The following is a 19,904-nucleotide window of genomic DNA, read 5'->3' as shown; positions in this document are numbered from 1 at the left end:
ATGCGTGAGGGGGCCGCGCGGCGGCGCGGCGGGCCCGCGGGGAGGATGGGGGCATGACGACCGTAACCAACGGCGTGCGGCCCCGCACAACGGAAACTCGCGCGTCCGAAAGAGGCCGCCGCGGCTGGGCCAGGCTGGCCCGCGCCGCGGCGACGTCCGTCGCCGCCACGGTCCTCAGCCAGGTCGTCCTGCTGACGGTCCTCGCCGGCGGCGGCGTGCCGGCGCTGGCGAGCACGCTGGCCTGGGCGGCGGGCGCCGTGCTGAACTTCCTGGTCACGCGGCGCTGGGTCTGGGGCCGCACCGGGCGGCCGCGCGTACGCCGCGAACTGCTGCCCTACCTGGCCGTGATCGGCCTCGGCGGGCTCGCCTCGATCGGCCTGACGACGCTGGCCGGCTCGTTGCTGACGCGGGCGGACCTGCCGCACTTCTGGTGGGTCGTGCTCGTCGACGGCGTGTACGTCGCGAGCTACGCGCTGGTCTTCGTCGTCAAGTTCACCCTGCTCGACCGGGTCGTGTTCGGCCGCGGCGCAGCACGTACCCCCGCCACCACGTCCCGGTCATGACGCGGGCGTAGTTGGCGCCGTAGACGAGGCTGCCGCCCTTCTTGCTCTTGCCCGCTTTGCGCAGCCGCATGCTCATCGGCAGCTCGGTGACGCGGGCACCGCGCGCGGTCACGCCGAGCAGCAGCTCCGACGACTGGTACTGCGGCTCGTTGAGCGGCACCGAGCACGCCAGCTCCGCCCGCATCGCCCGAAAGCCGAACGACGTGTCGGTGATCCGGCGTGCGGTCAAGACCGAGGCGAGTACCGCGAACACCCGCACCCCGAGCCACCGGACGCGGCTGTCGGCTTCCTCGTGCCCGAGCCGCCGGGACCCGGTGACGAAGTCGGCGGTGCCTTCGACGACCGGGCGGACGAGCGCTTCCAGCTCGCTGTTGTCGTACTGGCCGTCGGCGTCGGTCGTGACGACGTACTCGGCGCCGGATCCGGCCGCGAGGTGGTAGCCCAGCCGCAGCGCGGCGCCTTGGCCGCGGTTGCGCGGGGCGACGCAGACGTACGCGCCGTGGTCTTCGGCGATCGCGGCCGTGTCGTCGGTGCCGCCGTCGACCACCACCAGCACGTCGACCGGCATGCCGAGGCACTGGTCGGGCATCTTTTCCAGGACCTCGCCGATGCCGCCGGCCTCGTTGTAGGCGGCGATGACGACCGTCAGCGGAGCCGGCTTCAGGTCGGGGTGGCGGCTGCGGAAGTCGTCGAGCGCGCCCTGGTCGACGTCGTCGGGGAAGGCGGCGAGGCGCTTGCGGCTCGCCGACGTCAGCGTCGTGAAGCCGAGCGCCCCGGCCACGGGCAGCAGCACCAGCGCCGGGAGCTGGTAGCGCCAGGAGAACTGGAACACGGCGGAGGCGAAGAGCAGCACGAGCCCGGCGGACGCCGCGAGCAGTGCGCCCGCCTGCGCCCGGTCCAGGGGCTTCTTGCGGCGGAACACCGTCAGCAGGCCGAGCAACGCGCCGATGCCGAGCACCGCTCCCGCGACGTACCCGCCGCCGAGCTGGTAGTCGCGGAGGACCTTCGCCAGTGGCTGGTCGACACTCGCGACGACGCCGTCGTTCTGCAGGGTGACCAGGTCGATCAGCGACTGGTCCGCCCACTGGGGGTAGCCGAGCTGGAACTGCCAGCGGTCCAGGGGGACGTCGGTGGGGTCCTGTTCGCGCGTCCAGGCGAAGCTCTTGGAGAAGTCGTTCAGGATCGCTTCGGCGACGTCGCCGGGCTGGGCCTTCAGGACGCCGATCGCGAACTCGTGCGCCAGCGCCGCCTTGTCCGCACCCGGGGGCAGCGGACCCGGCCAGTTCGGGTCGAGGTCGGCGTGCGTGTAGTTGTCCACCAGGCGGGTCTCGCGCGGCTCGGCCGGGCAGAACACCATCAGTGCCGGGTCGAGGTGGAGGTTCGGGCAGTCGGCGACCGCGGCGGTCCGGCCGTAGAGCATGTTCCCGGACGGCCCGGACAGCCCCCACTTGCCGGTCTCCGAGTGCACCCGCGCCGAATACGGCACGAGCACGGCGAGCAGGCCCAGGAGGCCGATGCCGGCCCGGCGCCAGCCCGCCCCGTGCCGCCACGCTCCCCCGGCGGTGACCAGGAAGACCAGCAGCGGCAGGGCGAGCGAAATCCCGATCAGCCGCGTCAGCACGCCGAAGCCGAGCAGGAGTCCCGCGGCTCCGGCACGCTTCCAGCCCGGGGTGCCCCAGCCGAGCAGCAGCCAGAGGAGCCCGAGCAGCACGGCCTCGAAGGTCACCTCGGACATGATGTTCTGCTCGATCTGCAGCTGGTACGCGTCGAGCAGCACCGGCGCGGCGGCGAGCGCGCCGACCCACGGACGTCCGCCGAGGCGCAGGACCAGGCCGTAGATCCCGACCGCGATGAGCACGCCACCGACGTGCTGCACCGCCGCGACCCAGGCGAGCCCGCCGACGGCCAGCAGCGGGCGCAGCACCAGGTCGTAGCCGATCGGGTCGAGCTGGTCGGCACGCAGGGCGTGCAGGTTGTCGATGTACCGGAACGAATCGATGAACAGCAGCGCGGGCCGGTAGGCCAGCCAGGTCAGGACCCGGAGCGTGATCGCCGGGACGAGGAGCAGGAGGAGCAGCCAGTGGCGCTTGAAGAACGTCGTCACGGCGTTGCGAGGCCGGAGAAGTACTTCCAGGCCGTGGCCAGGCCGTCGGTCAGCGAGACCTCCGGCCGGTAGCCGATGGTCTCCGCGCTCGCCGAGACGTCGACGACGACGGCGGGCATCTCCCCGGCCGGGGCCTCGACGTGCTCGACCGGCAGCTCCGCGCCGGTCACCTCGCGCACGGCCTCGACCATCTCGAGCACGGACACCGAGCGCCCGGCGCCGACGATCGCGCGGCCGGAGTAGCGGCTGCCCAGCGCCAGCAGGACCGCGCGGACGACGTCGTCGACGTGCACGAGGTCGCGGCGCTGACGGCCGTCGCCGTAGACCTTGACCCCGGTGCCGGTCAGCGCGGCGCGCATCATCCGCGGCACGAAACTGTCCTTGTGGGACATTCCCGGACCGTAGACGTTGGTGAACCGCAACGCACACGTCGTCATGCCGTACGCCCCGGCGTAGCCCGACAGCAGCATTTCGCACGCCGCCTTGGTGGCGCCGTACGGCGTCAGCGGGCGCAGCGGCAGGTCCGGGGTGATCGTCGCGGAGCCGACGTTGCCGATCACCGCGTTGGTCGAGGCGAAGAGGAACTTCGGCACCTCGTGGCGGCGGGCGAGTTCGAGCAGTTCCTGGGTGACGAGGACGTTGTCGGCGAAGGTGTCCTCGGGCAGCTCGACCGACTTCAGCACCGACGTCAGCGCGGCCAGGTGCACGATGCCCGCGGTTTCGGGCGTCACGGCCTGCTCGCGGACGGCGGCCTCGCGAAGGTCGCCGGTCACCACGCGGACTCCGTCGAGGTCCTCGGGGAACGGGACCCGGTCCACGACGGTGACCGGGACACCCCGGTCGCGGAAGGCGCGCACGACGGCCCGGCCGATGAAGCCGCTGCCGCCGGTCACGACCACGGACGTCCGATCAGGACCGTGCGCACTCGCCATGGGCGTCAACCTACCTCGCGTTCCTGTGCGGGCCTCCGACGGCCGTGGGGTCAGGCGAAGGCCTCCGGGGGCGGGCAGGAGCAGACCAGGTTCCGGTCGCCCGCCGCGCCGTCGATGCGGCGGACCGGCGGCCAGATCTTCGGTGCGGCGGTGCCCGCGGGGAACACCGCGGTCTCGCGGCTGTACGGCCGGTTCCACTCGCCCGCGACGCACCGCGCGGTGTGCGGTGCCTGCCGCAGCGGCGACTCTTCCAGGGACCACTCCCCCGTCGCGACGCGGTCGATTTCGGCGCGGATCGCGATCATGGCCGCGCAGAACCGGTCGAGTTCGGCGAGGTCTTCGCTCTCCGTCGGCTCCACCATCAGCGTGCCCGCGACCGGGAACGACATCGTCGGCGCGTGCAGACCGTAGTCCGCCAGCCGCTTGGCGACGTCGTCGACCGTGACGCCGGTGGCCTTCGTCAGCGGCCGCAGGTCGAGGATGCACTCGTGCGCCACCAGGCCTTCGCGGCCGGCGTACAGCACCGGGTAGTGGCCGGCGAGGCGGCGGGCGACGTAGTTGGCGTTGGCCACGGCGACGAGCGTCGCCCGGCGCAGGCCCCCGGCCCCCATCATCCGGACGTAGGCCCACGAAATCGGCAGGATCGACGCGCTGCCCCACGGCGCCGCGCTGACCGGGCCGACGCCGGTGGCCGGGCCGGCCGCCGGCTGCAGCGGGTGGTTCGGCAGGAACGGCGCCAGGTGCGCGCGGACTCCGATCGGCCCGACGCCGGGTCCGCCGCCCCCGTGCGGGATGCAGAAGGTCTTGTGCAGGTTGAGGTGCGAGACGTCGGCGCCGAAGCGGCCGTACTGGGCGACGCCGATCAGCGCGTTCAGGTTGGCGCCGTCGACGTACACCTGCCCGCCCGCGTCGTGCACCGCGGCGCACACCTCGCCGACGGTGTCTTCGTAGACGCCGTGCGTCGACGGGTACGTGAGCATGATCGCGGCGAGATCGGCGCGGTGCTCGTCCACTGTGGACCGCAGATGGGCGAGATCGATGTCGCCGTCGTCGTCGCAGCGGACGACGACCACGCGCATGCCCGCCATCACCGCGCTGGCGGCGTTCGTGCCGTGTGCGCTGGCCGGGATCAGGCAGACGTCGCGCGCGTGCTCGCCGCGGGACCGGTGGTAGGCGCGGATGGCCAGCAGGCCCGCGAACTCGCCCTGGCTGCCGGCGTTGGGCTGCAGGGAAACCGCGTCGTAGCCGGTGATCCGCGCGAGCCAGGCACTCAGGTCGGCGGCCACCTCCAGGAGCCCGGCGGCGTCCTCGGCGGGCGCGAACGGGTGCAGCCCGGCGAACTCCGGCCAGGTGACCGGCTCCATTTCGGCGGTGGCGTTGAGTTTCATGGTGCACGAGCCGAGCGGGATCATGCTGCGGTCGAGCGCGACGTCGGAGTCGGCCAGCCGGCGCAGGTAGCGCAGCATCGCGGTTTCCGAGCGGTGCGCGTGGAACACCGGGTGCGTGAGGTAGCCGCTCGTGCGCCGCAACGGGGCCGGGAGCGCGTCCGCGGTGTCCGCGTCGAGTCCGTCCACATCGGACACCGAGACGCCGAACGCCTTCCACACGCACGAAAGCCGTTCGCGGGTGGTCGTCTCGTCGCAGGCGATGCCGACGTGGCCGTCGTCGATCCGGCGCAGGGAGACGCCGAGGTCGCGGGCCGCCGCGACAACCGCGTCCGCCCGGCCGGGCACCGCCGCGGCGACGGTGTCGAAGAACTCGCCGTGCACGACGTCGACCCCGCCCTCGGCGAGGCCGGCGGCCAGCACGGTGGCCATCCGGTGGGCCCGCAGCGCGATCGCGCGCAGCCCTTCGGGGCCGTGGTACACCGCGTACATCGACGCCATCACCGCGAGCAGGACCTGCGCGGTGCAGATGTTCGACGTCGCCTTCTCGCGGCGGATGTGCTGTTCGCGGGTCTGCAGGGCGAGCCGGTACGCGGGCGTGCCGTCGGCGTCCTTCGACACGCCGACCAGCCGGCCGGGCAGCTGCCGTTCGAGTCCCTTCCGCACCGCGAGATACGCCGCGTGCGGGCCGCCGAAGCCGAGCGGGACACCGAACCGCTGGGTCGAGCCGACGGCGACGTCGGCACCGAGTTCGCCCGGCGGCCGCAGCAGGGTCAGGGCGAGGGGGTCGGCGGCGACGATCACCGCCGCGCCGTGCTTCTTGGCCTCGCCGATGGTGAGGTCGAGCTCCCGCACCGCACCGGACGCGCCCGGGTAGGGCAGGAGCACGCCGAAGAAGTCACCGCCGAGCCCGAGCCCGGTCAGGCCCTGGGACAGATCCTCGACGACCAGTTCGATGCCCAGCGGCTCGGCGCGGGTCCGGAGCACGGCGAGGGTCTGCGGCAGGGCGTCCTCGTCGACGACGAACCGGTTCGACGTGGCCTTGCCGGCGCGCCGCACCAGGGTCATCGCCTCGGCGGCCGCGGTAGCCTCGTCGAGCAGGGAGGCATTGGCGACCGGGAGGCCGGTGAGGTCGGCGACCATGGTCTGGAAGTTGAGCAGCGCTTCGAGGCGCCCTTGCGAAATCTCGGGCTGGTAGGGCGTGTAGGCGGTGTACCAGGCGGGGTTTTCGAGGACGTTCCGCCGGATCACGGGCGGGGTGACGGTGTCGTGGTACCCGAGCCCGATCATCGAAGCGGTCAGCCGGTTCCGCGAGGCGAGCCGGCGAAGCTCGGCGAGCGCCTGGGCTTCCGAAGCGGCGGGCGGCAGTTCGAGCGGCTGGGCGGAGGCGCGCAGCGACTCCGGAACGGCCCGTTCGGCGAGTTCGTCGAGCGAAGCGACGCCGACGACGCCGAGGATGTGGCGAAGTTCGTCCGGACCGGGCCCGATGTGCCGGTCGACGAAGGGAATCCCCTGTTCCAGCGAGGCAAGCGTAGGTTCCACGAAGGCCTCCCGACCGCGGTGCGTACCAACCCGACCTTAGAGCGGAAGCCGTCCACGGCGGGGTCGAGGGGGTCCGGGGGCGAAGCCCGCCGGGCGGGGTGTGGGGCCAACCGGAGGTCATGCCCTCTCAGACGTCGGCTTCGATGGCGAAGGTGTTGCCGTCCGGGTCCTGAAACCAGGCGATACGCCCACCGCCGGCCCGGGCAGTGATCCCCTTCGCGTCGTGTTCGAGCTGGTCATAGCGGGCGAACTCGACGCCGGTCGAGGTGAGTTCGTCGACGATCTCGTCGATGTCGTCGACGTACCAGGTCGCCAGTGTGGCCGGGCTCTTCCCGGCGGTAACGGACTGGTAGACGTTCAGGGCCGGTCCGCCACCGGATCCGTAGGTTCGGCTGCCGTCGGCGACGTGGGCGCTGGGGCCGGACTGCAGTGCCCGCAGGCCGAGCTTGCCTTCGTAGAACGCGACCGCCCGGTCGATGTCGGACACGGCGATCGAAGCTCTGACTTGGTACGTGCTCAGGGGCATGAGCCAGCCTATCGCGCCCGCCCGCAGCTCCGGGGATGGTTCGGGCGAGCGCTTTCCGCGAGCACGCCCCCACCCGAACCCGGAGGAAACCCTCCCCGCTCTGTCTGACCCCGAGGGGCGCCTGAGAGTTTCGCCCGGAGGTTGAGCCGGGCTTGCACCGTCGGCGGGGCCGCCAGGTGGTGTCCTGACGACCCGCTTTCCAGAGGCGTCTCGTCCGCGCGGTCCGGGGTGCCTGAGAGGTTCCGGGGAGGATTTGCTCCTTCGGCGCCGGGCTCAATATGAGGCTCGGTCTCTCCCGCGCGGATTCGTCGACCGCACGGAAAATCCTACCCCGTCCGCCGGAGTGGTGATCAACCGGTCTTGCGGGCGTTGCGGCGCTGGGTGAGCTCGTCCGGTTCGTGCGTCTCGACGATGCCGCCGTCGGCGCGTTCGGCCGGGAACTCGTGGATGGTTCCGCTGATCTCCTGCATCGCTCCGCTGACCGCGATGCCGAAGACGCCTTGACCGCCCTGCAGCAGGTCGACGATCTCCTCGGGCGACGTGCACTCGTAGACGGTGGTGCCGTCGGAGAAGAGCGTCACGCGCGCGAGGTCGCGGACGCCGCGGACGCGCAGGTGGTCGACGGCGACCCGGATGTTCTGGAGGGAGACCCCGGTGTCGAGCAGCCGTTTGACCACCTTGAGCACCAGGATGTCCTTGAACGAGTACAGCCGCTGCGAGCCGGAGCCGTGCGCGGTGCGGATGCTGGGTGCGACCAGCTTCGTCCGCGCCCAGTAGTCGAGCTGGCGGTAGGTGATCCCGGCGATCTGGCACGCGGCCGGGCCGCGGTAGCCCACGAGCTCGTCGGGCAGTGAGTCGTCGGGGAACAGTTCTCCCTGCTCACCAGCCGCGACCTCGACAGGCTGCTTCTCGGAACCAGCCTCGACCACGCAAGCCTCCCCTCGCCCGACCAGGCGGCCGGCGAATGACAGCCGGAGGAGTCCCAGGAGCGGGACCCACCGGAGATCAACCGCCACGGTCCGGCCCCAGACCGTGAATCACACCGTGGCGATTTACCTCCTTCGACGGTAAGCGCCCGGACAGTGCCGGTCAACGCGACGCGCGGCAAGCCTCAACGGTCGGATGAGCCTTTGAGCCGTTCGCCGTACCCGGCCACTGTCCAGGTAAACCCGGTCGACAAGTTTTACTCAGGCGTGTTAATTTTTACTCATGCAAGTAAACCCCGATCTCATGGCCGAGCTGGGCCTCAGCGTCACCGAAGCCGCGCGCCGCGCGCAGATCGTCGGCGCGACCATCGGCGTCCTCGCCGACGTGGGCTACCGGCAGACGACGTTCACCAAGATCAAGGAGCGGGCCGGGCTCAGCAGCACCCGGCTGATCTCCTACCACTTCACGAACAAGGCCGGCCTGATGCAGGCCGTGCTGAGCACGGTCGTCGAGACGAAGAGCCGGTTCCTCACCGAACGCACCGGCGGCGCGCTCGACCCCGCGGACCGCCGCGGCTACCTGCGGGCACACATCGAGACGTCCATCGCGTTCCTGCGGGCCTACCCGGAGTGCGTCCGGGCGCTGACGGAACTGGCCGCCAACACCGACGACGCCGACGGCTGGGTGATGACGAAGGTGCTGGTCGACGACCTGCGCGTGCACGGCCTGGCCCGCCAGCTCAAGCAGGGCCAGGCCGAGGGCGTGTTCGGCGAGTTCACGCCCGAGGTGATGGCGATGTCGATCGCCCAGGCCGTCGACGGCGTCGCGGCGGCCTACGCGGCCGACCCTTCGTTGGACGTCGAAACGTACGGCCGGGAGATCGCCGAAACCTTCGTCAAGGCGACCGCACCCTAGAGAGCCTGGTCGAGGCGCTCCTCGATCCGGGCCTTCGGGAAGGCGCCGACGATCGTCGTCACCGGCTCGCCGTCGCGGAAGAGGATCATCGTCGGCAGCGACATGACCTGGTAGGCCCGGGTCGTCTCCGGGTTCTCGTCGGCGTTGATCTTCCGGACGGACAGGGTGCCGGCGCGCTCTCCGGCCAGCTGCGCCAGCACCGGGCCGACCATCCGGCAGGGCCCGCACCAGGTGGCCCAGAACTCGACCAGCACGGGAACGTCGCTGCCGAGGACTTCGGCGGCGAACGTGGCATCGGTGACTTCGGCGACCTCGGTCGCTGCGGTCATGGCGGGCTCCTTCACGGGCGCGGGGATTCGGGCACGACACACGGATCGGGCGCCTGCCGGGCGAGGGCACCGGCGAGCTTCGCGGCCAGTTCCGCGCGAATGCCGCCGAGCCGCGCGAGGAGCGCGTCCGCTTCTTCCAGCTTGCGGCGGTACACCTCGATCGAGCTCGCGCACGAGTCGCCGGTTTCGTGGCCACTGCGCAAGCAGTCGACGAAGGGCCGGGTCTCGTCGAGGGTCAGGCCGATCGTCTGCAGCGTCTGGATCTCCTTGACCAGCCCCACGTCGTCTTCGTCGTACTCGCGGTAGCCGTTCGCCGAGCGACGAGCCGACAGCAGGCCCTGGGCCTCGTAAAAACGCAGCGCACGGGTGGTGACACCCGTGCGCTGCGCAAGCTCTCCGATCCGCATGCCCCCAGACGCTAGACGTTGACGTCCGCGTCAAGGCAAGTCACTACGTATCCGCTCCGCGGAAGTCCTCGGGCGACACGGAGTCGAGGAACTCGCGGAACTTCTCGACCTCGTCCTCCTGCTCGTCCGGGATGATCAGGCCGGCCTCCTCGAGCACCGCGTCCACGGCGTGGATGGGGACGCCGATCCGCAGGGCCAGCGCGACCGAGTCGCTCGGCCGGGCGGACACCCGGATGTCACCGTCGAAGACGAGCTCCGCGAAGAACGTGCCCTCCTTCAGATCGGTGATGACGACCTGCTCGAGCTCCCGGCCGAGCGCCCCGATGACCTCTTTCAGCAGGTCATGCGTGAGCGGACGGGCCGGGCGGACTCCCTGCTGCTCCAACGCGATGGCGGTGGCTTCGACCGAGCCGATCCAGATCGGCAGATACCGTTCACCCTCGGTCTCCCGCAGCAACAAGATCGGCTGATTCGCGGGCAGCTCGACCCGCACACCGACGACGCGCATTTCGCTCATCGGGCTTCGCCTCCCTCTCGTGCACACGGGCTGCAGCGCTGAAACGGCTTCGCGCCGCCACTGTCGACGCTACCCGTCCTCCGCGCGCTGTGCTCGCTGTCCGGACTCTCTCGGTTCGCCTGCCGCAAACCCGTGCCTTCACGGTACGGCATGCGGTGCCGAACATTCAGTCATTGACATGGGACTGCAAAGAGGATCTCACTGCCCCGTTACCGGTCAACACCCGGAGACGCCGCGGATTCCGGCCTTGACGAGAAGCGTGTGCAGGGTCACGGACAGTGCCGCGAGCTCCCGCACCACCTCGTCGGCCCGCGCCTTGGCCTCCGGGTCACGGTGCCGATACACCGGCGTCACGATCTGCTCCAGCAGCCCGACCTCGCGGTCGGCCGCGGCGCGGAAGGCACGCAGGTGTCTCGGCTCGATACCGAATTCGGTCATCGCCTTCACCGTCCGCGCGACCAGGACGGCGTCCGGGTCGAAGAACCCGGCGGGGCCGGACCGGACCAGGCCGTACTGCTGCAGTTCGGCCAGCGCGGCGGCGTCGATGCCGGCCTGCTCCAGGAGCTCCTCCTGGGTCAGGCGCAGCTCCTTGCCCGCGGCGAAGTCGTCCGCCACCGGCAGGCCGACGTTCTCCGCCGTCACGTCGATCGGCACCAGCCGGCGCGGCGGCCGGGGCAGGGGCGCGGCGGACCCGTTGCCCGAGTCCGCCGCGTCCAGCTGCTCCTTGATGACCTTCAACGGAAGGTAGTGGTCCCGCTGGGCGGCCAGGACGAACCTGAGACGCTCCACGTCCGCCGCGGCGAACTGCCGGTACCCCGAAGGCGTCCGGCCCGGCTGGACCAGGCCTTCGGCTTCGAGGAACCGGATCTTGGAGATGGTGACATCGGGGAAGTCCCCGCGCAGCTGCGCCAGGACGGCCCCGATGCTCAACCCGTCACGTTGTGGCCGTCCGGCCGCCGTCACTGCGCCCCCTGGCCCCCGTGCCCCGGGCCGGTCAGGAAGACCAGGCGGAACTTCCCGATCTGGACCTCGTCGCCCCCGGCGAGGACGGCCTGGTCGACCGGCTCCCGGTTGACGTAGGTGCCGTTGAGGCTGCCGACGTCGATGACGACGAACTCGCCGCCCTCACGCCGGAATTCGGCATGCCGGCGGGAGACCGTGACGTCGTCCAGGAAGATGTCGCTGTCCGGGTGCCGTCCGGCGCTGGTGGTGTCGCGGTCGAGCAGGAACCGCGAACCCGCGTTCGGCCCGCGCTTCACGACCAGCAGGGCCGAACCCGCCGGCAGGGCGTCGACACCCTGGACCGGGGCCTCCGGGGCCGGGGCGGACTCGTGGCCTTCGGCTTCGGCCAGGAAGTCGGCCCGGAAGACAGAGGTCCGCTCCGGAGACTGCTCCGGGGGAACGCCGCCGGGCCCGTCGTTCGTGCTCACCTGAGCTCTCCTCCACACATGCTGTGTTGCCAGTACTCAAGAACGTGTAGCTGCCAACGTACCGTGCCTGATCGATTCTCCGAGCCCCGGCTCCCCGAACCGGCGCAGTGCGCCTCCGGCGGGCCCGCAGCGGGCATCAGCCCTTGATCAGAGCGTCGTACGCTTCGGCTTCGAGCAGGGCTTCGAGCTCCGCCGGGTCGTCGAGCCGGATCTCGATCAGCCAGCCCTCGCCGTAGGGGTCGCTGTTGATCAGCTCCGGCGAGTCGGCGACCGCGTCGTTGACCGCGACGACCTCGCCGTCGACCGGCGCGAACAGCTCGGAGACGCTCTTGGTCGACTCGACCTCGCCGAAGACGTCGCCCGCGCTCACCTGCCTGCCGACTTCGGGCAGGTCGACGAACACGACGTCCCCGAGCTGGTCTTGCGCGTACTCGGTGATGCCCACCCGGACGAGCGTCTCCTCGCGGGTGGCGACCCACTCGTGTTCCTCGGTGTAGCGAAGCTCTTCAGGAGCGGACACCGCCGGTCCCCTTTCATGCCCTCACTGGCGAAAACGTGCTGGGCGAAGTCTTACACCCACACGGCGCAGCCGCCCGCCACGACCCGGGCGAAGACGTCGCGTTCAGTCGTCTCCGCCGCCGCGGAGCGCGTTGCGCGCCTGCACGACGTAGAGCACGCCCGACCAGACGTAGAGGACCGCGCCCCAGATGGTGAAGGCGTAGCCGATCGGCCGCGCGACCGCCGCGACGGCCGAGCCACCCTGCGCGAGCAGCAGCAACGGGAAGGCGTACATCAGCACGAAGGTCGCGCCCTTGCCGAGGTAGGTGACCTCGGGCGGCGCGAAGCCGCGGCGCCGCAGTGCGAACACGCAGACGCCGAGCACGGCTTCCCGCAGCACGAGCGGCACGACGACCCACCAGGGGATGATGTCGCGGACCAGGAACGCGATGAGCGTCGCGAGGATGTACAGCCGGTCGGCCGCCGGGTCGAGCAGCTGCCCCAGCCGGGACATCTGGTTGAGCCAGCGGGCGAGCTTGCCGTCGAGCCAGTCGGTCAGGGCGCTGAACACCAGCAGGGCGAGTGCCCAGCCGTCCTCCTTCGGGCCCAGCAGCAGCCAGAGGAACACCGGCACGCCGGCCAGCCGCAGCAGCGACAGGATGTTCGGGACGTTGAAGGCCTGCTTCAGCAGGGAAGGCTCGGCGCTCGCCTGAGCGGCTGGGTCCGGGGCGGCTGTGCTCACCGGCCAATTAAACAGCGGAGCGGGGCCGGGCCGCCCGGTGGTGCGGCCCGGGCGGCATCAGCTCGCGCGGTGGTGGCTCCAGCCGCGTCGCTGCAGCTCCGCGCTGCTCAGCGACTCGGGGCGGCCACGGAAGTCGGTGCCCATCCAGCGGGCGCGGCCGATGCGTCCCTCGAGGACGTACGGACGGCCGCCGCACCAGACGACGGTGCTGGGGACGGTCGGCGGACTGGACGGGTCTTCGGTGCTGGTCACAGCGTCGTCGTTCATCGCTCTCACGGGCTCGGGACGGGTTTCGGGGACGGGAAGCGCTTCGGCCTCCACCAAGATCTTCGGTCCGCGGGGCCGGGATGTTAACCGGAACAGCGGGAATTAGACCGATCGATTCTTCATGACAGCGTGAGGTTTCGGAGCGTGAACGGAATGTTAATCGTCCATTGTGGACATTTCGTCGGGGGCCACCGGCGCGGGCCGCCACCCGGCTGGAGTAATCTCCGGCACACTCGTGGGCGAGCCGGTCCACGGGGCCCCGGCCCGGTGGACCACGATGACCGGGCCGGCCCGACCGGGGAGGAACGATCGCGGTGCCCCACCCAGCCACCACGAGGACGTGGCGGCCGTTGCTCGCGGCCTGCCTGACCGTCCCCGCGCTCGCGGCCTGCGCCGGCGACCCGGCCGCGCAGGCGCCCCCTCCCCCGCCTTCTTCCCCGGCACCGGCGTCCACGACCACGACGTCCGCGGGCACCTCGCCGCCGCCTTCGGCCGCCACCGGCGGTTCGTCCGCGCCGGCCCCGGTGACCAAGCCGTCCGGGCCGCCGCCGACGGTGCCCGGGTCGTGCGGCACGGTGACCGCCGCCAGCGGGCTCACGCTGTACGTCTTCGACAGCGGCTCCGCCGGGGTCACCTGCGCCACGGCGACGAAGCTCGTCGGCGACTTCCACCGCAAGATCGCCGGGCGCCAGGGCGCCGGCTCGAACGACGCGGTGAACGAGACCGTCGACGGCTGGCTGTGCGCCTCCGGGCCGCCGGCCGCGCAGGGCGGCACCACCTGCACCAAGGGCGAGCAGACGGTGTTCGCCGCCGTCGTGCCGTCCGAGTGAGTCCGTTCCGTCCCCTCCGCTCCTGAAGGGCCCATGAAGACACTCGCGTACCCCCTGCTGCTCGTCGCCGCGACCGCCGCACTGGCCGGCTGCGGGAGCGGCGACCCGGCGCCGTCCCCCACTGTCCCGGCCGCGGTGGCCGCGGCGGAGTCGACGGCACCCGGCGTGCCCTGCGGCGAAGTCCCGGGCGCGGGCGGCGCGAAGACAGCCGTCGTGGCCCACGGCAAGGTCGACTGCGCCGCGGCGGCGAAGCTGCTGAAGGACTACTTCGCGAAGCTGACCCCGGCGGAGGCCGCCTCCGCGGACGGCCCGGGCCCGGTGGTGCTCGACGAGTGGACCTGCGGCAGCGGCCCGAACGACCCGGTGACGGCGTGCTCCACCGAAGACGGCCGCCAGGTCGAAGGCACCCGCGGCTGATCTCGGTCCGGTCCCCCAGCGCCCCAATGTGGCGTTGGTTGCGTCCAACGCACCCAACGTGGCGTTCGGTGCGTTGGACGCACCGAACGCCACATTGGGGCGTTTGAGAGCCGGGGCGGTCAGGACTTGAGGTCGGGGAAGTCCTCCTCGCGGTACTCCGTCGCTTCGGCGCGCTTCGGGTCGCTCTCCCGGCCCCGCAGCTCGACGCGGCGGATCTTGCCCGAGATCGTCTTCGGCAGCTCCGCGAACTCGAGCCGCCGGATCCGCTTGTACGGCGCCAGGTGCTCGCGGCAGTAGGCGAGGATCGCCTTCGCGGTCTCCGCGGTCGGCTCGTGACCGGCGGCCAGCACGACGTACGCCTTGGGCACCGCGAGCCGGATCGGGTCGGGGGCCGGGACCACCGCCGCCTCCGCCACCGCTTCGTGCTCGATGAGGACGCTCTCCAGCTCGAACGGCGAGATCCGGTAGTCCGACGCCTTGAACACGTCGTCGGTGCGTCCGACGTAGGTGATGTAGCCGCGTTCGTCGATCGAACCGACGTCACCTGTGTGGTAGTAGCCGCCGCCGAAGGCCGCCGAGGTGCGCTCGTCGTCGTCCGCGTAGCCCGTCATCAGGCCCACCGGCCGGTGGGCGAGGTCGAGGCAGATCTCGCCCTCCGACGCCCGCTCGCCGCTGACCGGGTCGACCAGCGCCACCACGAACCCGGGCAGCGGGCGGCCCATCGAGCCGGGCACGACGTCCTGACCCGGCGTGTTGGCGATCTGGACGCTGCTCTCCGTCTGCCCGAAGCCGTCGCGGATGGTGACGCCCCACGCCTTCCGGACCTGGTCGATCACCTCGGGGTTGAGCGGCTCCCCCGCGCCCACGACCTTGCGCGGCGGGGTGCGCAGCGCCGTCAGGTCGGCCTGGATGAGCATCCGCCACACCGTCGGCGGCGCGCAGAAGCTGGTGACGCCGCACCGGTCCATCTGGGCCAGCAGCGCGCCCGCGTCGAACCGGTTGTAGTTGTAGAGGAACACCGTGGCCTCGGCGTTCCACGGCGCGAAGAAGTTGCTCCACGCGTGCTTCGCCCAGCCCGGCGACGAGATGTTCAGGTGGACATCCCCGGGCTCGAGCCCGATCCAGTACATCGTCGACAGGTGGCCCACCGGGTACGAGACGTGCGTGTGCTGGACCAGCTTCGGCTTCGCCGTCGTGCCGGAGGTGAAGTACAGCAGCAGCGGGTCGCCGGCCTTCGTCGGGCCGTCCGGCGTGAACTCCGGCGACTGCGCGAACGCGGCTGAGTACGAATGCCAGCCTTCGACCGGCTCTCCCACGGCGATGCGCGTGTAGCCGCCTTCGACGCCGTCGAACTTCGGCGCGTCCGCCGAGCGGACCACGACGTGCTTGGCCGCGCCCCGCTCCACGCGGTCGGTCAGGTCGGCCGGCCCGAGCAGCGTGGACGCCGGGATGATCACGGCGCCGAGCTTGATCGCGGCGAGGATCGTCTCCCAAAGCTCGCCCTGGTTGCCCAGCATGAGGATCAGCCGGTCGCCGCGGCGCACACCGAGCGAGCGCAGCCAGTTCGCCACCTGGTTGGAGCGGCCCGACATCTCGGGGTAGGTCCAGCGGTTCTCGGTGCCGTCCTCCTCGACGATCCAGAGGGCGTACCGCTCGGCGTTGTCGGGATCGTGCGCGACGACGTCGAACCAGTCGATCGCCCAGTTGAACTCGTCGAACTCCGGCCAGGCGAAGTCGCGGTACGCCGTGTCGTAGTCCTCGCGGTGGGCCTGCAGGTAGTCCCGCGCGACGCGGAACGCGTGGTGGACTTCCGAAGCGCTCACGGCTCTCTCCTATTCGCCCTTGAACTCCGGCTTGCGGCGCTCCATGAACGCCTGGACGGCCTCGCCGAGGTCCTTGCTGGGCAGGAACGCCGAGTTCCACGCCGCGACGTACCGGAGGCCGTCGGCGACCTGGCGCTCGGTGTTCGCCGCCAGTACCTGCTTCGTACCCTGCACCACCAGCGGCGGGTTCGCAGCGATCTCCCCGGCGAGTTCGCGGGCGGCCTTCAGCAGCGTGTCCTGGTCGGCGTAGACGTCGTTGACCAGGCCGATCTTCTCGGCGCGGGCGGCGTCGACGTCCTTGCCGGTCAGGGCCAGCTCCCGCAGGTGCCCCTCACCGATGATGGAGGCGAGCCGCTGCAGGCTGCCGAGGTCGGCGACGATGGCGACGCGCACTTCGCGGACACTGAACTTGGCGTCGGCACTGGCCAGCCGGACGTCCGCGGCGGCGATGACGTCGACCCCGCCGCCGATGCACCAGCCGGACACGGCCGCGACGACCGGTTTGCGGCATTCCGCGATCGAGCTGACCGCCGCCTGCAGCGACCGGACGTGGTCGAGGAACGCCGTGCGCGGGCCGGCCAGGTTGTCCGGGCCCAGCATCGGCGCCCAGCCGCCCATCATCGCCGGCAGGTCGAGGCCGTAGGAGAAGTTCGTCCCGCTGCCGGTCAGCACCACGGCCCTGACCTGCGGATCGGCGTCCAGCGCGCGGAACACGAGCGGCAGCTCGCGCCAGAAGTCCGGCCCCATCGCGTTGCCCTTCGACGGGCCGAGGAGCGTCACTTCGGCCACAGCGCCGTCGACGTCGACCTTCAGGGACACGAGGTCGGGCAAACTGTCAGCAGTAGCGGTCATGGGGTCATCTTGACCCATGCCCGCGGCGACCCGCCATTGGCACCTTGTCAATTGACCCGGTGGTCACTGTGCCAACCTGGTCGGGGGATGCTTTCCTGAAAGAGACCCGGACCACGACACGGGGAGGACGGTGGGACATGAGCCCGGCCAGCGCGACCGCGATCGAACCCGAGCCGCCCGCCGCGCCCGCCCGGCGCGCGTCCCGCCCGATCGAGCTGACCGGCTCCTTCGACCACGAGGGACACCGGCTCTGGTACACCGAGTTCGGCAGCGGCGACAAGGTCGTCGTCCTCACCCACGGCATCATGCTGACCCGCCGGATGCACGCACCCCTCGCGCGCCGGCTGGCCCGCGCCGGCTTCCGGGTGATCACCCTCGACCTGCTCGGCCACGGCGACTCGGACCGGCCGACCGAGTCGTGGCAGTACTCGATGCCCTCGTTCGCCGAACAGACCCTGGCGCTGCTGGACCACCTCGAGGTCGAGTCGGCCGTCATCGGCGGGACGTCGCTGGGCGCGAACGTCTCGCTGGAAGTGGCGGTGCTGGCCCCCGAGCGGGCGCGCGGGCTGATCGTCGAGATGCCGGTGCTGGACAACGCGATCGTCGCCGGGCTGTTCACGTTCGCGCCGTTGCTGATGGCGGCCCGGTTCCTGCCGTTCACGGTGCAGGCGGTCGCGGTCGCGGCGTCGGTGGTCCCGCACGGCAACCAGTGGGTCGACGTCGTGACGGACACGCTCTCGCAGCGCCCGGCCCCGATGGCGGCGCTGCTGCACGGCGTGCTGTTCGGCCGGATCGCGCCGCCGAAGTCGGTGCGCCGCAAGATCACCACGCGCGCGCTGGTGATCGGCCACCAGGGTGACCCGATCCACCCGTTCGGCGACGCGGACACTCTCGCCGTCGACATGCCCGACGCGGAGTTCGTCCAGGCCCGCAGCCCGGTCGAGCTCAGGCTCGACCCGAGCCGGCTGTCGGACGCGATCCGGGACTTCTCCGCGAGCTGCTACTGAACGCGCTTTGAGACGCGGGCCGCGATGCCGTCCAGGACGAAGTCGAGGCCGATGCGGAACGTCTGGTCGGCGTCCAGGTGGGGGCCGTCGCGCACCATCGTGGCCAGCGCGGGGAACCGGCCGGTGGCGAAGGTCCGCTCCAGGTAGGGCCCGAAGGCGGCTTGCCACTGCCGCTGGTCCATCCCGGAGGACCGCTCGGCACGCCGTTCGGTGATCTCCCGGCGGACCGCGCCGGTCACGTACGCGTTGACCGCGGCGACCGCCGGGACGACCGTGTCCAGGCCGACGCCGTCCATCGCGGCCAGCACGGCCTCGCCGCCGGCCATGGTGTTCGGCCCGAGCTGGGGGCGCCCGCCGAGCAGGTCGGCGAGCCATTCGTGCCGGTGCGCGGCCTTGCGGACGCTTTCGGCCAGGGAGCCCAGCACCTCCCGCCACCCGTCTCCGGCCGGGCGGATCTCCGCGTAAACGGCGTCGACCATCAGGTCGAGCAGCTCTTCCTTGGTCGCGATGTAGCCGTACAGCCGCATCGGCCCGACGTCCAGCGCGGCGGCGACCTTGCGCAGCGACACCGCGTCCAGGCCGTCCGCGTCGGCCAGCCGGATCGCCGCCCGGACGATCAGGTCCCGGCTCAGCGGGGCCGGCGTCGGCCGATCCGGCGGCTCGGGCCGCTCCCACACCAACATGCCGGTGACGATACAACGCCTGCTGCGATACAGTGTATTTATCAATACACCGTATCAAGGGGGAATCATGACGATCGCCATCGTCGGAGGCGGGATGGGTGGCCTGACGCTCGCCCGCGTGCTGCACGTGAACGGCATCGAATCCGTCGTGTACGAACGGGACTCTTCGCGGACCGCGCGCGACCAGGGCAGCATGCTCGACATCCACTCCGGGCAGCGGGCGCTGCGCGAAGCCGGTCTGCTCGAAGAGTTCTTCGCGATCGCCCGTGGTGAGGGCCAGGACATGCGGCTGCTCGAGCCGGACGGCACCCTGCTGCACCAGGAGGACACGCCCGACGACGCGCCACTGCTGCGCCCCGAGGTCGACCGCGCCGACCTGCGTGCCCTGCTGCTGGATTCCCTTCCCGGAGGAACGGTGCGCTGGGGACACGCGTTCGCATCCGCCGGCGACGGCGTGCTGCGCTTCGCCGACGGCAGCAGTGCACGCTATGACCTGCTGGTGGGCGCGGACGGCGCGCAGTCCCGGGTCCGCCCGCTGCTCACCGACGCCCGCCCGGAGCACATCGGCAAGAACGTCGTCGAGATCGGTATCCCCGACATCGACCGCACGCACCCGGACCTGGCGGCGATGGTCGGGCGCGGCACCTACTGGGTGGTCGGGAAGGGGAAGTCCCTGGCGGCGCAGCGCAACGGCGACGGCCGCGTCCGCATCGGCGTCAGTTTCACCAACACCCCCGAGGACTGGTTCGCCACCAGCGGGATCCCGTTCGACGACCCGGCCGCCGCCCGGGCGCGGCTGATCGAGCTGCTCCCGGGCTGGGACCCCCGGATCACCGCGCTGATCGCGGCCTGCGACGACCACGTCGTGCCACGGCCGATGACCACGCTCCCGGTCGGCCTGACCTGGCCGTCGAGGCCGGACGTCACGCTGCTCGGCGACGCCGCGCACCTGATGCCGGCGGTGGGAGAAGGCGCCAACATGGCGTTGCTCGACGGCGCCGCGCTCGGTCTCGCGCTGGCCGCGCACCCGGACGACTTCCCCGCCGCCGTCAGGGAGTACGAACGCGAGATGTTCGAACGCGCCGGCGCCGCCGCCAAGATGTCCGCGCAGATGCACGAACTCATGATGTCGCCGGACGCCGCCCGGAAACTGCAGGCGTTCTTCCAGCCGAACTGAATCCGGTCACCGACGCTTGCGTAATCGGAGG

The 19,904-nt window shown here is 71.4% G+C and carries 22 protein-coding genes and 1 riboswitch; of the genes, 6 read left to right on the top strand and 16 right to left on the bottom strand.

Features of this window, described 5'->3' with window-relative positions; genetic code table 11:
• Positions 1-53: 53 nt before the first annotated feature.
• The gene (locus CF165_RS07790) at positions 54-563 is read left to right on the top strand and encodes a GtrA family protein (RefSeq protein WP_093946746.1); all 510 of its coding nucleotides are present in this window, start codon (positions 54-56) and stop codon (positions 561-563) included.
• Here CF165_RS07790 and CF165_RS07785 read toward each other — a convergent pair.
• The 5 genes from CF165_RS07785 to CF165_RS07765 all read right to left on the bottom strand — a co-directional run bounded on the left by CF165_RS07785 (position 493) and on the right by CF165_RS07765 (position 7,981).
• Positions 493-2,667 (bottom strand): glycosyltransferase family 2 protein, encoded by a 2,175-nt coding sequence (locus CF165_RS07785; protein ID WP_093946745.1) that lies wholly within the window; start codon positions 2,665-2,667, stop codon positions 493-495. The two genes, CF165_RS07790 and CF165_RS07785, sit on opposite strands and share 71 nt — an antisense overlap.
• A complete protein-coding gene (locus CF165_RS07780) occupies positions 2,664-3,599 on the bottom strand; it encodes an NAD-dependent epimerase/dehydratase family protein (protein ID WP_167441392.1) in 936 nt (311 codons plus the stop codon). Before CF165_RS07780 ends, CF165_RS07785 begins: the two co-directional genes overlap by 4 nt.
• A gap of 50 nt (positions 3,600-3,649) precedes the next feature.
• A complete protein-coding gene (gene gcvP, locus CF165_RS07775; RefSeq protein WP_093946744.1) occupies positions 3,650-6,526 on the bottom strand; it encodes an aminomethyl-transferring glycine dehydrogenase in 2,877 nt (958 codons plus the stop codon).
• 127 nt (positions 6,527-6,653) lie between these two features.
• Positions 6,654-7,013 (bottom strand): VOC family protein, encoded by a 360-nt coding sequence (locus CF165_RS07770; RefSeq protein WP_240521492.1) that lies wholly within the window; start codon positions 7,011-7,013, stop codon positions 6,654-6,656.
• 248 nt (positions 7,014-7,261) lie between these two features.
• Positions 7,262-7,360, bottom strand: a riboswitch (glycine riboswitch).
• Positions 7,361-7,402: 42 nt separating this feature from the next.
• The gene (locus CF165_RS07765) at positions 7,403-7,981 is read right to left on the bottom strand and encodes a MerR family transcriptional regulator (protein WP_093946742.1); all 579 of its coding nucleotides are present in this window, start codon (positions 7,979-7,981) and stop codon (positions 7,403-7,405) included.
• Between the two features lie 301 nt (positions 7,982-8,282).
• Between CF165_RS07765 and CF165_RS07760 the strand changes: the two genes are divergently transcribed.
• Positions 8,283-8,894, top strand: a complete 612-nt coding sequence (locus CF165_RS07760) for a TetR/AcrR family transcriptional regulator (RefSeq protein WP_167441404.1) — start codon at positions 8,283-8,285, stop codon at positions 8,892-8,894.
• Here CF165_RS07760 and trxA read toward each other — a convergent pair.
• From trxA to CF165_RS07720, 8 genes are all read right to left on the bottom strand, one after another.
• Positions 8,891-9,223, bottom strand: a complete 333-nt coding sequence (trxA, locus tag CF165_RS07755) for a thioredoxin (RefSeq protein ID WP_093946740.1) — start codon at positions 9,221-9,223, stop codon at positions 8,891-8,893. The two genes, CF165_RS07760 and trxA, sit on opposite strands and share 4 nt — an antisense overlap.
• A gap of 11 nt (positions 9,224-9,234) precedes the next feature.
• Positions 9,235-9,630: a MerR family transcriptional regulator gene (locus CF165_RS07750; RefSeq protein WP_093946739.1), complete on the bottom strand. Its 396-nt coding sequence runs from the start codon at positions 9,628-9,630 to the stop codon at positions 9,235-9,237.
• 43 nt (positions 9,631-9,673) lie between these two features.
• Complete coding sequence (locus CF165_RS07745; protein WP_009078856.1) at positions 9,674-10,147, bottom strand: bifunctional nuclease family protein; 474 nt, start codon at positions 10,145-10,147, stop codon at positions 9,674-9,676.
• Between the two features lie 216 nt (positions 10,148-10,363).
• On the bottom strand, positions 10,364-11,110 hold the full coding sequence (gene ftsR, locus CF165_RS07740) for a transcriptional regulator FtsR (protein ID WP_167441391.1): 747 nt from the start codon (positions 11,108-11,110) through the stop codon (positions 10,364-10,366).
• The gene (gene garA, locus CF165_RS07735; protein WP_093946737.1) at positions 11,107-11,577 is read right to left on the bottom strand and encodes a glycogen accumulation regulator GarA; all 471 of its coding nucleotides are present in this window, start codon (positions 11,575-11,577) and stop codon (positions 11,107-11,109) included. The genes ftsR and garA overlap by 4 nt, the downstream gene beginning before the upstream one ends.
• Before the next feature lie 136 nt (positions 11,578-11,713).
• The gene (gene gcvH / locus CF165_RS07730; RefSeq protein ID WP_093946736.1) at positions 11,714-12,097 is read right to left on the bottom strand and encodes a glycine cleavage system protein GcvH; all 384 of its coding nucleotides are present in this window, start codon (positions 12,095-12,097) and stop codon (positions 11,714-11,716) included.
• Positions 12,098-12,199: 102 nt separating this feature from the next.
• On the bottom strand, positions 12,200-12,817 hold the full coding sequence (gene clsA, locus CF165_RS07725) for a cardiolipin synthase ClsA (protein WP_093946735.1): 618 nt from the start codon (positions 12,815-12,817) through the stop codon (positions 12,200-12,202).
• 57 nt (positions 12,818-12,874) lie between these two features.
• Positions 12,875-13,084, bottom strand: coding sequence for a hypothetical protein (locus CF165_RS07720; protein WP_093946734.1), 210 nt, complete (start codon positions 13,082-13,084; stop codon positions 12,875-12,877).
• 314 nt (positions 13,085-13,398) lie between these two features.
• On the opposite strand from CF165_RS07720, the gene CF165_RS07715 reads away from it, so the two are divergent.
• Both CF165_RS07715 and CF165_RS07710 read left to right on the top strand, forming a co-directional pair.
• Positions 13,399-13,914, top strand: coding sequence for a hypothetical protein (locus CF165_RS07715; protein ID WP_093946733.1), 516 nt, complete (start codon positions 13,399-13,401; stop codon positions 13,912-13,914).
• Positions 13,915-13,947: 33 nt separating this feature from the next.
• On the top strand, positions 13,948-14,331 hold the full coding sequence (locus tag CF165_RS07710) for a hypothetical protein (protein WP_093946732.1): 384 nt from the start codon (positions 13,948-13,950) through the stop codon (positions 14,329-14,331).
• A gap of 119 nt (positions 14,332-14,450) precedes the next feature.
• Here CF165_RS07710 and CF165_RS07705 read toward each other — a convergent pair whose 3' ends face one another.
• Together CF165_RS07705 and CF165_RS07700 are read right to left on the bottom strand one after the other, a co-directional pair.
• On the bottom strand, positions 14,451-16,154 hold the full coding sequence (locus tag CF165_RS07705; RefSeq protein ID WP_093946731.1) for an AMP-binding protein: 1,704 nt from the start codon (positions 16,152-16,154) through the stop codon (positions 14,451-14,453).
• A gap of 9 nt (positions 16,155-16,163) precedes the next feature.
• Positions 16,164-17,006 carry a crotonase/enoyl-CoA hydratase family protein gene (locus CF165_RS07700; RefSeq protein ID WP_093946730.1) on the bottom strand — a complete coding sequence of 281 codons (843 nt, stop codon included), beginning with the start codon at positions 17,004-17,006 and terminating at the stop codon, positions 16,164-16,166.
• A 137-nt stretch (positions 17,007-17,143) separates the two neighbouring features.
• On the opposite strand from CF165_RS07700, the gene CF165_RS07695 reads away from it, so the two are divergent.
• Complete coding sequence (locus CF165_RS07695; RefSeq protein WP_093946729.1) at positions 17,144-18,013, top strand: alpha/beta fold hydrolase; 870 nt, start codon at positions 17,144-17,146, stop codon at positions 18,011-18,013.
• On the opposite strand, the gene CF165_RS07690 is transcribed toward CF165_RS07695, so the two are convergent.
• A complete protein-coding gene (locus CF165_RS07690) occupies positions 18,007-18,696 on the bottom strand; it encodes a TetR/AcrR family transcriptional regulator (RefSeq protein WP_093946728.1) in 690 nt (229 codons plus the stop codon). The two genes, CF165_RS07695 and CF165_RS07690, sit on opposite strands and share 7 nt — an antisense overlap.
• 67 nt (positions 18,697-18,763) lie before the next feature.
• On the opposite strand from CF165_RS07690, the gene CF165_RS07685 reads away from it, so the two are divergent.
• Positions 18,764-19,873 (top strand): FAD-dependent oxidoreductase, encoded by a 1,110-nt coding sequence (locus CF165_RS07685; protein ID WP_093946727.1) that lies wholly within the window; start codon positions 18,764-18,766, stop codon positions 19,871-19,873.
• Positions 19,874-19,904: the final 31 nt, after the last annotated feature.

It is taken from the genome of Amycolatopsis vastitatis, from assembly GCF_002234595.1.
In the GTDB taxonomy this organism is placed as follows: domain Bacteria; phylum Actinomycetota; class Actinomycetes; order Mycobacteriales; family Pseudonocardiaceae; genus Amycolatopsis; species Amycolatopsis vastitatis.
Note: the sequence above shows the minus strand (reverse complement) of the source record. Positions and strands in the feature narration are given on the sequence as shown.